Origin of the sequence: Streptomyces sp. NBC_01190 (genome assembly GCF_045039895.1) — a bacterium.
Lineage (GTDB): Bacteria > Actinomycetota > Actinomycetes > Streptomycetales > Streptomycetaceae > Actinacidiphila.
Map to the genome: position 1 here is coordinate 1,295,296 of NZ_CP108580.1, position 11,942 is coordinate 1,307,237.

Annotated in this window: 10 protein-coding genes and 1 pseudogene; 4 read left to right on the forward strand and 7 right to left on the reverse strand. The window is 75.4% G+C overall.

The window, feature by feature from the left end:
- Nucleotides 1-11 precede the first annotated feature (11 nt).
- The 4 genes from OG519_RS05475 to OG519_RS05490 form a co-directional block, all read right to left on the reverse strand.
- Nucleotides 12-836 (reverse strand): MIP/aquaporin family protein, encoded by an 825-nt coding sequence (locus tag OG519_RS05475; protein ID WP_405592482.1) that lies wholly within the window; start codon nt 834-836, stop codon nt 12-14.
- Nucleotides 837-986: 150 nt separating this feature from the next.
- Complete coding sequence (locus OG519_RS05480; RefSeq protein ID WP_405579360.1) at nt 987-1,751, reverse strand: SseB family protein; 765 nt, start codon at nt 1,749-1,751, stop codon at nt 987-989.
- A 10-nt stretch (nt 1,752-1,761) separates the two neighbouring features.
- Nucleotides 1,762-2,994, reverse strand: coding sequence for a type VII secretion-associated serine protease mycosin (gene mycP, locus OG519_RS05485; RefSeq protein WP_405579363.1), 1,233 nt, complete (start codon nt 2,992-2,994; stop codon nt 1,762-1,764).
- Nucleotides 2,991-3,992 (reverse strand): hypothetical protein, encoded by a 1,002-nt coding sequence (locus tag OG519_RS05490; protein ID WP_405579365.1) that lies wholly within the window; start codon nt 3,990-3,992, stop codon nt 2,991-2,993. The genes mycP and OG519_RS05490 overlap by 4 nt, the downstream gene beginning before the upstream one ends.
- Before the next feature lie 445 nt (nt 3,993-4,437).
- Between OG519_RS05490 and OG519_RS05495 the strand changes: the two genes are divergently transcribed.
- The gene (locus tag OG519_RS05495) at nt 4,438-5,643 is read left to right on the forward strand and encodes an amino acid deaminase/aldolase (protein ID WP_405579368.1); all 1,206 of its coding nucleotides are present in this window, start codon (nt 4,438-4,440) and stop codon (nt 5,641-5,643) included.
- Nucleotides 5,644-5,797: 154 nt separating this feature from the next.
- On the opposite strand, the gene OG519_RS05500 is transcribed toward OG519_RS05495, so the two are convergent.
- Both OG519_RS05500 and OG519_RS05505 read right to left on the reverse strand, forming a co-directional pair.
- A complete protein-coding gene (locus OG519_RS05500; RefSeq protein ID WP_405579370.1) occupies nt 5,798-6,781 on the reverse strand; it encodes a DUF2510 domain-containing protein in 984 nt (327 codons plus the stop codon).
- Between the two features lie 196 nt (nt 6,782-6,977).
- Nucleotides 6,978-7,685, reverse strand: a complete 708-nt coding sequence (locus tag OG519_RS05505) for a helical backbone metal receptor (protein ID WP_405579373.1) — start codon at nt 7,683-7,685, stop codon at nt 6,978-6,980.
- A gap of 162 nt (nt 7,686-7,847) precedes the next feature.
- On the opposite strand from OG519_RS05505, the gene OG519_RS05510 reads away from it, so the two are divergent.
- Complete coding sequence (locus tag OG519_RS05510) at nt 7,848-8,801, forward strand: 5'-3' exonuclease H3TH domain-containing protein (RefSeq protein WP_405579376.1); 954 nt, start codon at nt 7,848-7,850, stop codon at nt 8,799-8,801.
- A 100-nt stretch (nt 8,802-8,901) separates the two neighbouring features.
- Here OG519_RS05510 and OG519_RS05515 read toward each other — a convergent pair whose 3' ends face one another.
- Entirely contained in the window at nt 8,902-10,416 is a 1,515-nt protein-coding gene (locus OG519_RS05515) for an MFS transporter (RefSeq protein WP_405579379.1), read from the reverse strand.
- Nucleotides 10,417-10,581: 165 nt separating this feature from the next.
- Here OG519_RS05515 and OG519_RS05520 point away from each other — a divergent pair, with 165 nt between their 5' ends.
- On the forward strand, nt 10,582-11,067 hold the full coding sequence (locus tag OG519_RS05520; RefSeq protein WP_405579380.1) for a winged helix-turn-helix transcriptional regulator: 486 nt from the start codon (nt 10,582-10,584) through the stop codon (nt 11,065-11,067).
- 129 nt (nt 11,068-11,196) lie between these two features.
- A pseudogene (locus OG519_RS05525) lies at nt 11,197-11,886 on the forward strand (FadR/GntR family transcriptional regulator); the annotation flags it as partial.
- Nucleotides 11,887-11,942: the final 56 nt, after the last annotated feature.

Here is an 11,942-nt window from a genome sequence, read left to right on the forward strand (position 1 = left end):
CCCAGGCCGGTCTACGGCTGACCCGGCCCGGTCCACGGCTGACCCTGGCCGAGCGGGCCGCCCGCGCCGCCGTTCCTCCCGGCGTGGCCCGAGGCGTCCCCCTCGGCGAGCGCCGCCTCCGCTCCGGCCGCCGCCGCCCGGGCGGTCCGCGCCGCCGTGAGCGCGGGATGGATCCCCTCGTGGACGACGGCCGCGAGCGCGCCGCCGACCAGCGGCGCCACCAGGAAGAGCCAGACCTGGGTCAGCGCCGGACTGCCGGCGAAGAGGGCGGGCGCCAGGCTGCGGATCGGGTTCACGCCGGTGCCGGTGAGCGAGATGCCGATCAGGTGGATCGCGGCGAAGGCGACACCGATGGCCACCCCGCCGAAGCCGACGACCGCCACCCGGCGGCTCACCGCGAGGTACACGAAGACCAGCAGGAAGGTCAGGATCAGCTCGGCGACGAAGGCGCCGAAGATACTGACGCCGATCGCCGACCGGGTGCCGTACCCGTTGGTGCCGAAGGCGCCCTCGCGGCGGAACCCGGGCACCTGCTCGGCGATCAGCAGGATCAGCGCGGCGCCGACGATGCCGCCGACGATCTGGGCCGCCCAGTAGGTGACCGCGGTGCGCAGGTCGATCCGGCGGGCGACCAGCATGCCCAGCGTCACCGCCGGATTGAGGTGGCAGCCCGAGATCGGGCCGAAGACGTAGACCAGGGCGAGCAGCACGAAGCCGAAGGCCAGCGCGATGCCGAGCGCGCCGATGAACTGGCTGGACAGCACGGCGGCGCCGACCGCGAAGAAGACCAGCAGCGCGGTGCCGAGGAATTCGCAGACCGCGGTCTGCTCATCGATCCTGCCCAGGGTGCTCAGTGGACCTTCCCGGACCTCCATCGGACCTCCTCAGAGATGATCACCGCCCCGTTCCAGCATTGTGGGCCTTGGGGATGATCCGCACATCTCGGCGCATCGCGGTACCGGTCGGGCGGACCGCCCGGCTGCCGGTCACCGGCTGAAGAGCGGCTCGCCGGGTGCGGCGGTGTCCGGCGGCAGCAGGGCCAGGTCGAGGCCCTGGACCAGAGCGGATCTCAGCACCTCGTCGGCGGCGAGCGCGGCGGCCAGCGCCCGGCCGGTCGTCCCCGCGTCGGCGCCCGCGGCCAGCACCAGCCCCAGGGTGCCGTCGCTGCCCGGCCGCGCGGCGGTGAGCCGCGCCTCGACGATCCCCGGCTCGGCCGCCACCGCGGACCGGAGCGCCGCGCGCACGGCGGGGTCGGCCAGCGGGTCGGTGCGGTCCGGGCCGAGCGCGGCGCTCCGCAGGGCGGCCCCGGTCAGTTCGTACGCCACCGGTCCCGCGAGGTCGATCAGCAGGGTGTCGGCGCCTTCCTGGGCCAGCGCCTGGAGGGCCTGCCGCAGCGGTACGGCGACCGGGCGGGCGTCGGGGCGCCAGCGGGCCAGGCTCTCGGTCGAGGTGAAGGCCGGCAGCGCGCGCCGGCCGCCGGGCGCCTGGATCGTGGGCACCGCCATGTCGCTGCTCTTCTCCCGGCGCAGCCCGTCGGGTCCGGTCTCCGCCTCGCCGAGCAGCGCCACCACGGGCACCAGCAGCCGGGCCCCGTGCAGCGCCTCGACCACCGCCCGCTCGGCGTCGGCGACCGCGGGCGTACTCCGGTCCTGGGCGTATCGCGCGTAGCGCGCGAGCGCGGCGGCCAGGCCGGGGGCGGCCGTGCCGTCGTCGTCGGAGAAACCGGGATCCGGGATGTTCTTCAGCGCCACCCGGGGAACCCTAACCGCCGTACGGGCTCGCCTCCGGCGCGGGGTCCGGCCGTCCGGGCCGGCGGCGGGTGCGGAACCAGAGCACGGCCGCCGTCACCACGAGCGCCCCGCCGGCCGTCGCGCAGGCCGCCGCCACCCCGTCGCCGAGCATCCGCGCCGGGTCGGCGGGCTTGGGCACCGGGACCGGGCCGGGCCCGAAGTAGCGCCGCGGATAGGTCACCGGCACCGGCAGCGCGGGGGCCGGCTTCAGCTTCTTCGCCGCGGCCAGCGCCGCCGCCGGGTCGATCATGCCGGTGCCGAGGGAGTCGCTGCGGCCGCCGGCCGGCTTGTGCCGGGTGGTGGTCTGGAGGACCTGTTTGATCTGCGCCGGGCTGAGCCGGGGGCAGGCCGAGCGGATCAGGGCGGCGGTGCCGGAGACATAGGCGGAGGCGGCGCTGGTGCCCCAGCCGGTGTAGTAGGTGCGGTCCGGGTCTGCGATCACCACGTCCACCCCCGGCGCCGAGACGGAGGCGTACCAGCGGCGGGTGGAGAAGGAGGCGTGGGCGCCGCTCTGGTCGACGGCGGCGACCGCGATCACCCCGGGATACGCGGCCGGGTAGGAGGAGCGGTCCGCGTCCTCGCCGCCGTTGCCCGCGGAGGCGACCACCACGACACCCTTGCCCAGCGCGTACTGGATGGCGTCGTCCTCCTCGGCGACCGGTGCGGCGGTCGCGCTGTCGTCGCCGAGCGAGAGGTTGATGACGTCGGCGCCGTGGTCGACCGCCCAGCGGATGCCCTCGGGCAGCGCGTCGCCCCGGCTCTGCCGGGCCTTCTGCCGCTGCGGGTCCTTCTCCTCCAGGATCACCCGGACCGGCAGGATCCTGGCCCGGGGCGCGATGCCGAGCACCCCGTCGCCGCCGCCCACGCCGTGTCCGTGGCCGGCGATGATCGCCGCCATCCCGGTGCCGTGCCGGGCCCAGGCGCTGTCGCCGCGCTTGGCCCCGAAGCCGACCTCGTCCTTGCCCGGCAGGACCTGCCCGGTCAGATCGGGGTGGGTGCCGTCCACCCCGGTGTCGAGGACGGCGACGGTGACGCCGGCGCCTTTGGACGTCTGCCAGGCCTGCTGCGCGTGCAACGCGCCCAGCGCCCAGTCGGCGTCGCGTACGGAGTCGGCGGTGGCGGGCCGGGCGATCAGTGCGAGCGCCGCGGTGGCGCCGGCCAGGGCGGTGAGCACCCGTCCGGCGCGGCGGACGGCGTACCTCATCCGTGGGTCTCCCGGGCGGTGGGGGGATGGAGTTCCGCGGTGACCGCGGTGCGCAGCCGGTCGCCGACGGTGGCGGCGAGGCCGACGGCGTCGAAGCCGAGGCCGGCCTGGGCGGCGACGGTGGTGGCGCCTGCGGCGTCGGCCTTGTCGGCGGCCTGCGGGGTCACCTGGCGGCCGTCGGCGAAGCCGCTCACCGCGTACACCACGAACGGCAGGTCGGCGGAGATCCGGATGTCCCAACTGCCGCGCTGGTGGTCGCCGAAGGAGGCGGCCGGGGTGCCGGGGAAGGCGACGGCCCTGGGTATCAGGTCGGCGCGCCGCCCCAGGCCCTCCTTGGTCCAGCGCAGGTTGAGGGCGTTCATGGCAGGCGCCTGGCCCGCGGTGACGAGCAGGCCGACGGTGGTGACGGTGGTCGAGGTGCTGTCCACGTATGTGGCGCGCAGCAGCCGTACGCAGCCGACGGGGGCCAGGACGCGTTGCAGGAGCGGGTCGAAGGCGCCGCCGCAGCCGGCCGGCCGGGCCACGCCGATCCGGGTCCAGGACCGGTCCGCGCCGCCGGGGCCGCCGGCCTTCTCGGTGTACGCGGGCGGGAAGAGCTGGTCGACCGGGGTGTTCCGCCAGATGTTCCGGGCGGTGGCGAAGGCGGCGACGCTCCGGTCGGCCACCGGCTCCGGCTCGCGGGGGCCGTGGTTGATGACGGCGCCGGCGGTGGCGCCGCCGATCAGGCCGAGGCCGAGCACCAGGCAGAGCGCGGCGCGGACCCGGCGGCCGAGCCGGGACGGCGCCTCGTGCGCGGCGAAGGCGGGCGGCGGCTCGGCCCCCGGTATGAGCGGCGCCGGCGGCGCGGGGCTGAACGGGGGCACCGGCGGGGCGGCGTAGGGCACCGCGCCCGGGGCGGCTTGAAGCGCCGAACCAGGGGACGGCGTCCGCGCGTTGGCGGCGGGCCGGGCGGGCGGGGCGGACGGGGCCTGCTCGGTCGGCGGGACCGGCGCGGGCATCGCGGGCGGGCCCGCGGGCAGCGGCGGCGTGGCCGGAGGCGGCGGGACGGCGGGCCTCGGCGGTATGCCCGTGCCGGATGGACCGGATGGACCGGACGGACCGGATGGACCGGGGACGGCGGGTACGGCCGGTGTGGCGGGTACGGCGGGCGGCGCCGCGGGCGGTGGCGGCGGGCTCTGCGACGGAGCCGCCCCGGCGGCCCGTTGGTCGGCGGCGGCGCGTGGCGCGTGCGGTCGGAGGGTGGGGAACGGAGCCGGCGGCGTCTGTCCCTTGTCCACTCCGGTACTCACCCGGCGCCCCCTCGTGACCTCTGTGTGCGTGGCTCGCGCGTCACTCTACGGGGTCGTGGCACGGCGCGGTCGAGGCGGGGCGAGGGCGGGGCGAAGGGGCGAGCCGGCCGGCCGGGACTACCGTTCGGTAGTCCCGTCTGGCAGGCTGCGGGCCATGTCCGATCGAGCTGCCGACCGATCGCGGTACGACCGCGCCACCGCCCATCTCCAGGCGCCGCTCGCGCTGGTGGACCTGGAGGCCTTCGACGCCAACGCCGACGATCTCGTCCGGCGGGCCGCGGGCAAACCGATACGGGTCGCCTCCAAGTCCGTGCGCTGCCGCGCGCTGCTCGAACGGGTGCTGGCCCGGGACGGCTTCGAGGGCATCATGTCCTTCACGCTCGACGAGTCGCTGTGGCTCGCGCGCACCGGCTTCACCGACATCCTGCTGGCGTACCCGGCCGCGGACCGGGACGCCTTCGCCGAGCTGATCGCCGACCCGAAGCTCGCGCGCTCCGTGACGGTGACCGTCGACGACGTGGCGCAGCTCGATCTGATCGACGCGGCCCGCGGCGGGAGCGGCACCGAGACGGTGCGGGTCTGCCTGGAACTCGACACCTCGCTGCGGAAGTTCGGCGGCCGGGTGCGGGTGGGGGCGCGGCGTTCGTCGCTGCACTCGCCGGAGCGGATCGCCGAGCTGGCCGGTACGGTCGCCGCCCGGCCGGGCTTCCGGCTGGTCGGGATCATGGCCTACGAGGGTCATATCGCCGGTGTCGGCGACAAGATCGCGGGCCGGCCCGGGCGGTCGCTCGCGGTCCGGCTGATGCAGTCCACGGCCCGCGGGGAACTGGCGGCGCGGCGCGCGGCGGCGGTGCGGGCGGTCCGCGACGTCGTACCGGACCTGGAGTTCGTCAACGGCGGCGGCACCGGCAGTGTGGATTCCACGGCGGCGGAGGAGGCGGTGACGGAGATCGCCGCGGGGTCGGGGCTCTACGTGCCGAGGCTCTTCGACAACTACCGGTCGTTCACCGGCCGGCCGGCCGCGCTCTTCGCCCAGCCGGTGGTGCGGCGGCCGGGGGTCGGGGTCGTCACGGTGCTGGGCGGCGGCTATCCGGCGTCCGGCCCGGCGGGCAAGGACCGGTTGCCGGTGCCGTATCTGCCGGCCGGTCTCGTCTACGACGGCCAGGAGGGCCCGGGCGAGGTGCAGACGCCGCTGCTCGGCCCGCCCGCCGACGATCTGCTGATCGGCGACAAGGTGTGGTTCCGGCATGCGAAAGCCGGCGAACTGTGCGAGCGGTTCGCCGCGTTGCACCTGGTGACGGGCGACCGGGTGACGGCGACGGTGCCGACGTACCGGGGTGAGGGAAAAACGTTCCTTTAGGCCCTGGTAGGCCCTGGCGAGATCCGGGCGGGGCGGCGGCCCGTCCCCGCCGGTCCGGACCCGCCGCGTCGTCCGCTCGCCGGCCGCACGGACCGCGCCGCCGGGGACGGGGCGGCCCCCGGGAGTGCCCGGGGGCCGCCGTCCGCCGTGCCGTTCAGACGCCGGTGCCGGTACCGCCGCCCACATGGCCGCTGCTGTCGGCCTTGATGCCCTCGGTGATCTGGTCCATGACGTCGAGGCCCGGGGCCTTGCCGCCGATGTCGAAGCCGAACCGGATCACCACCAGCTTGCCGCCGTCCGAGGGGGCCGGGAAGGCCAGCGACTCGACGTACCCGTCGGTGCCGGACTTCGTGGAGATCTTCCAGCGGACCAGGTAGCCCTTCTGATCGGCCACGTCGACGGCCTTGGACGCCACCACTTGGTGCGAGGTGGTGGCGCCGTAGATGTCGGGGCTGTACGACTCGGCCGCGTTGGGCGCGATGTCCTCCTTGGCGGCCGCCTCGGCCGTGGTGGAGGTGAGCTTCAGCGCCTTGGCGGGCTGGGCGAAGGCCCCGCCGCGCACGCAGTTCTGCGTGGGATCGGTGGGGCACGGGTAGCCGCCGGTGACGATGCTGGCGCCGATGCCCTGGGTGCCGGAAGCGCCCTGCCAGCCGTCGAGGACCGGCAGCCTGATGCCGTCGTAGGCGTCGATGGCCGGACCACCGGGTGACTCCGGTCCGCCGGGGAGGTTCGGGGTCCCGTCGTGGCCGGGGTCCGTCGGGCGGTTGTTCGGGGTGGTCGCGGCGGGCGCCGGCACGCCCTTCGCGTCGTTGTTGTCGTTGCTGCCGCCGCTGCCACCGCTGCCGAACGCCACCGCGCTCGCGACGAGCCCGCCGATCACCACCACGGCCACCGCTATGGCGATGGCCGTCCGGCGCTTGCGCCGGGGCTTGCCGCCGGCGTCCGGGAAGTGCTCACCGGGGTGGTAGCCGACCGGATATCCGGGATAGACGGGGTAGGCCGGCGGCGCGTCCGAGGGGGTCGGCGCCGTCCTGGTGTATTCCGTCCACGCGTTCCCGTCCCACCAGCGTTCCATGGCCGGGCCGTTGCCTGTGTGCCCGGGTTCTGGATACCAGCCGGGCGTGGTCGTCGTTGTCACGCCGGTCACCTTATGGCCCCAGCATGAGAATCCCGTAAGCGTCCGGGCGCGGGCTTTCGGGCCCCCGCCCTTCCGGACACCGGCCGGGCGGTGAGCCCGGGGAAGAGGACCGCGGGACAAGCACCGGACGGGAACGGGACGGGCACGGGACGGGCGGCGTGGTGGCCGGGCACCGGCCGGCCGGCGGCGAGAACCGTCAGCCGACCGCTTTCCGCAGCGCCTCGCCGATGACCTCGGGCGCCTCGGCGAGCGAGGGCCCGTACCAGGTGAGGTGGCGCCCGCTGACCAGCGCGGCGGGCAGCCCGGGGAAGGCCTCCGGCCCGTCGTGCGCGGTGAAGCGGTACGGCTCGTCCGGCAGGACGACCAGATCGGCCGCGGGCAGCTCCGCGAGGTCGACCCTCGGATAGCGCTCCGGGTCGGCGGCGTGCACATGGTCGACGCCGAGCCGTGCCAGCAGGTCGCCGGCGAAGGTGTCGCGGCCGAGCGTCATCCAGGGCCGCCGCCAGATGGGTACGACCGCCCGCCGCCTGGGCCGGAGAACGGGCACCTCGCGCCAGGCGGTCTCCGCCGCGTCCAGCCAGCCGGGCCGGTCCACTCCGCAGCCCGCCACCAGGACCCGCGCCAGCTCGGCGAACGCCTGCGGGAGTGAACGGACTTCGGTGACCATGACGCGCAGGCCCGCGGCGCGCAGCGCGGCCAGGTCCCCCGGCCGGTTCTCCTCCTCGTTGGCGATCACCAGATCGGGGGCGAGCGCGGCGACGGCCGGCACGTCCGGGTTCTTGGTGCCGCCGATCCGTACGACATCGAGGCCGACCGGTCGGCTGCACCAGTCGGTGGCGCCGACCAGCAGCCCGGGCGCGGTGACCGCGACCGCCTCGGTGAGGGACGGCACCAGTGAGACCATCCGGCGCACCGGGCGCGAAGGCCTGGTCCGAGCTTCCGCGACCGGCTCGGCGAGCTGTCGGGCGGGGGGTCCGGCGGGCGGTCCCGCGGGTCCCGTGGGGCTCGGTGGAGTCACCGTCCAACGGTACGGCCGACTGTCGGTGGGGCGTGCCATGCTGACGCCGTGACTGACGACAAACCCGCGAAGCTGTTGCTCCTCGACACCGCGAGCCTGTACTTCCGCGCCTATTTCGGGGTGCCCGAATCCGTGAAGGCGCCGGACGGCACGCCGGTCAACGCGGTGCGCGGACTGCTCGACTTCATCGCCCGGCTGGTCGCCGACCACTCCCCCACCGCCCTGGTGGCCTGTATGGACGCCGACTGGAGGCCGCAGTGGCGGGTGGAGCTGATCCCGTCGTACAAGTCGCACCGCGTCGCCGACGACTCGGCGAGCGGGGACGGCGAGGAGGGCGCGGCCGAGCAGGTGCCGGACACCCTGGCGCCCCAGGTGCCGGTGATCGAGGCGGTGCTCGACGCGATCGGCATCACCCGGATCGGTGTGCCGGGCTATGAGGCGGACGATGTGATCGGCACGCTGGCCGCCGCCGCCAAGGTGCCGGTCGCCATCGTCACCGGGGACCGCGACCTCTTCCAACTGGTGGACGACGCCCGGGGGGTGCGGGTGCTGTTCCCCCGCAAGGGTGTCGGTGACTGCGATCTCATCGACGAGGAGGCGATCCTCACCCGTTATGGGGTGCGCGCCGGTCAGTACGCGGACTTCGCGGCCCTGCGCGGCGACCCGAGCGACGGCCTTCCGGGGGTGAAGGGCATCGGCGAGAAGAGCGCCGCCGAACTCGTCACCCGTTACGAGGACCTGGCGGGGGTACGGGCGGCCGCCGCCGATCCCCTCTCCCGCCTCACCCCCGCCCGCCGGCGGAACATCACCGAGGCCGCCGCGTATCTGGATGTGGCGCCGAAGGTGGTCCGGGTCGCCGACGACGTGCCGCTGCCGGACGTCGGCACCGCGCTGCCCGGCCGGCCCGCGGAGCCAGCGGCGCTGGCGGAGTTGGCCGAGCGCTGGGGCCTGGGCGGTTCGCTGGCCCGGCTGCTGGAGGTGCTGGCGAAGGCCGCGGGCTGAGCTGAGCCGTCCCCGCCCCGGCGGGACACCGGGGCGGGGACGGCCGGTTGGGAGGGCGCCCGGCCGGCGGGTGTTCGGGCGCCTGCCGGTCAGCGGGTGGTCAGACGGCTTCCGGCGCCGCCACCGCTTCCGGTGCGGCACTCTTCGTCGCACCGGGTTCGCTCGCGCGTCCGGCCTTGGGCAGCCACAGCACCAGCCCGGCGGCGAAGCCCAGGGCGGCCAGCACCCACCAGACCCGGTGGAAGGCGTCCACCGCGGTCGCGGGCCCGGGGGCGCCGAGCACGGCGACGAAGACGCTGATGCCGAGCACCGCGCCGAGCTGCCGGAAGCTGGCGTTGATCGCCGAGCCGACGGCGAAGCGGGCCGGCGGCAGCGCCTGGACGGCGGCGCCGGACTGGACGGGCAGCGTCATACCGACGCCGAGGCCGGTGAGCAGGGCGCCGGGCAGCCAGTGGGTGGCCCAGTGCGGGCCGCCGCCGACGCCGACGGCCCACACGCTGAGGCCCGCCGTCCACAGCAGGGCGCCGGCCGTGAGCACCCGGCGGTGTCCGTAGGTGTGCGAGAGCCCGCTCGCCCGGCGGGCCAGCAGGGTGACGACGAGCGGGCTGGGCGCGGTGGCGAGCGCGGCGCGCAGCACGGAGTAGTGCCAGACCGTCTGAAGGAAGATGATGTTGCCGAGCAGCATGCCGTAGAACGCCGCGGCGAAGATCAGGGTGGCCGCGTTGACCAGCCTGAACTGCCGTACCTTGAAGAGTGCCAGGTCCACCACCGGCTGGGCGGCGGCCCGGGTGCGGAGCAGGAAGACCGGCAGCAGCAGCACGGCGAGCACGAAGGCGCCGATCACCCGGGCGTCCGACCAGCCCCAGCTCGGGCCCTCGATGATGCCCAGGCTGAGCGAGGCCGGCATCGCCGCGACGAGCAGCACCCCGAGCGGGTCGGGGACGCCGGATGCCTGCGGGTCGCGGCTCTCCCGCAGCAGCCGCAGTCCGAAGGTGATGACGACGGCCGCGACGGGGACGTTGACCAGGAAGATCCACCGCCAGGAGGCGTACTGGGTGAGCAGCGCGCCCAGCGTCGGGCCCAGCGCGGCCGCGGCGGCGCCCATCGCTCCCCAGGTGCCGATGGCCACCGGCCGGCGGGACGGCGGGAACTCGGGCAGCACCAGGGCGAGCGAGGTCGGGGTGACCAGCGCGGCGAAGACGGCTTGCAGGGCGCGGCCGGTGATCAGCACGCCCTCGTTGGGCGCCGCGCCGCACAGGGCGCTCATCACCGCGAAGCCGGCGATGCCGATGAGGAAGATCCGCTTGCGGCCGTAGCGGTCGGCGAGCCGGCCGGCCGGTATCAGCACCGCGGCGAAGACCAGGCTGTAGGCGTTGAGCACCCAGGCCAGATGGTCGGTGGTGGTGTGGAAGCTGCGGCTGATCGTCTCGAAGGCGACGTTGACGATCGTGGTGTCGAGGAAGACCACGAACACGCCGAGGCTGCTGATCGCGAGCACCCGCAGGGCGTGTTTGCGGGCGGCGGCGTCCTGCTCGGGTTCCTGGCCGGGCCCGGCCTCCGCGTGTGGCGGTTTCGCCGCTGCCAGGCGCGGCTCGTCCGCGTTCCCGATGGTCATGGTCTCCCTCGCCGACTCCGGTGGGCACGCGGTGTGCGGTGCCGCGCCCTGTGCGCTGCGTGTGGCGTGCGCCGTACGGTCGGTGTGTTGTGATTTCCAACTGACAGGGAGACGCTAGCAGCAGTGAGTAGGAAAAACCAACAGACTCGGGACTAGGCTGGCGGGATGGAGACAGAGCGGGGGCCGGCCCAGTCGCCGGCCGAAGACGAGCGCTATGTGCTGGCGGAGCGGCCGGTCGCGGTCCGGCCGTGCTCGCTCGCCGCGGCCATGGAGGTCCTCGGCGAGCGGTGGACGCTGGTCGCGCTGCGGGAGATGGCGTACGGAGTGCACCGGTTCGCGAAGATCGCGGGGTACACGGGCGCGTCCCGGGACATCCTGGCGGACCGGCTGCGCAAGCTGGAGCAGGCGGGCGTCATCGAGCGCCGGCCGTACAGCGAGCACCCGCCGCGCTACGAGTACCACCTCACCGCGGCGGGCCGGGATCTTTTCCCGGTGATGCTCGGGCTGCTGCGCTGGGGCGACACGTGGGCGGTGGACGCGCCCGCGCTGATCTTCCGGCACAGTTGCGGCGAGCCACTGGCGGTCGAGCTGCGGTGCGCGCACTGCGACGAGCGGGTGACCCGGGAGTCATTGACGCCGGAGCGGGCATGACGGCCGGGTGGAGACGGCGGCCGGCGGCGGACCCAGCGCCCGCCGTCGGGCGCGGCACGCGGCCGCCATGGGCCGCCCCACCTAAACTCACCCTGAGCATCTCTTCGGACAAACCCACAGGTGAGGGTCATGCCGCCCGGTTCGCCCTGTCCCAGCCCGCTCGTGGAGCGGGCCGCCGCGCTGCTGCGCGGGCGGATCAGCGACGGGCAGTGGCCGGTCGGGACCAAGCTGCCCGGTGAGGTCGCGCTCGCCGCCTCGCTCGGTGTCGGCCGGTCGACCGTACGGGAGGCGCTGCGGGTCCTGGCCGGGGCCGGGCTGGTGCGGGCCCGGCAGGGCGCGGGGGTCTTCGTCATCGCCGACCGGGTGGCCGAGGAGTGGCCGGTCAGGCTGCGGCGGGCCGCCCTGCACGACATCTACGAGGTACGGGCCGTGCTGGAGGTGCAGGCCGCCCGGCTGGCCGCGCACCGCCGCACCGCCGAGGACCTCGCGACCCTCGACGCCGCGCTGGCGGTGCGTTCGGCGGCGGCCCGGCGGGGCGGGGCGACGCTGATCGACGCGGATCTCGCGCTGCACGCGGCGGTGGTCGCGGCCGCCCACAACCCCGTACTGACCGGTCTCTTCGGCGAGTTCACCCCGCGCCTGCGCGAGGCGCTGCTGGGCCTGCTCGACCCGGCGGCCCCGTCGGAGTCAGCGGGGCCGCCGGGGCCAAGCGGCGAGGCCGCGCACGCGGCGCTGGTCGAGGCGATCAGATCGCACGATCCGAACGGCGCCGGCGGCGTACTGCTGTCCGAACTGCGTGCCACCCAGCAGCGGTTGCGCGGCGGCCCGCGGCAGACGGCCGCGCGCGGCGATGGACCGGCGGCGGCCGGGGTCGG

Coding starts and splice junctions, on each gene's coding strand:
- OG519_RS05515 (WP_405579379.1), bottom strand. CDS start 10,416: ATGACCATCGGGAACGCGGACGAGCCGCGCCTGGCAGCGGCGAAACCG.
- OG519_RS05505 (WP_405579373.1), bottom strand. CDS start 7,685: ATGGTCTCACTGGTGCCGTCCCTCACCGAGGCGGTCGCGGTCACCGCG.
- OG519_RS05490 (WP_405579365.1), bottom strand. CDS start 3,992: ATGCCCGCGCCGGTCCCGCCGACCGAGCAGGCCCCGTCCGCCCCGCCC.
- mycP (WP_405579363.1), bottom strand. CDS start 2,994: ATGAGGTACGCCGTCCGCCGCGCCGGACGGGTGCTCACCGCCCTGGCC.
- OG519_RS05495 (WP_405579368.1), top strand. CDS start 4,438: ATGTCCGATCGAGCTGCCGACCGATCGCGGTACGACCGCGCCACCGCC.
- OG519_RS05520 (WP_405579380.1), top strand. CDS start 10,582: ATGGAGACAGAGCGGGGGCCGGCCCAGTCGCCGGCCGAAGACGAGCGC.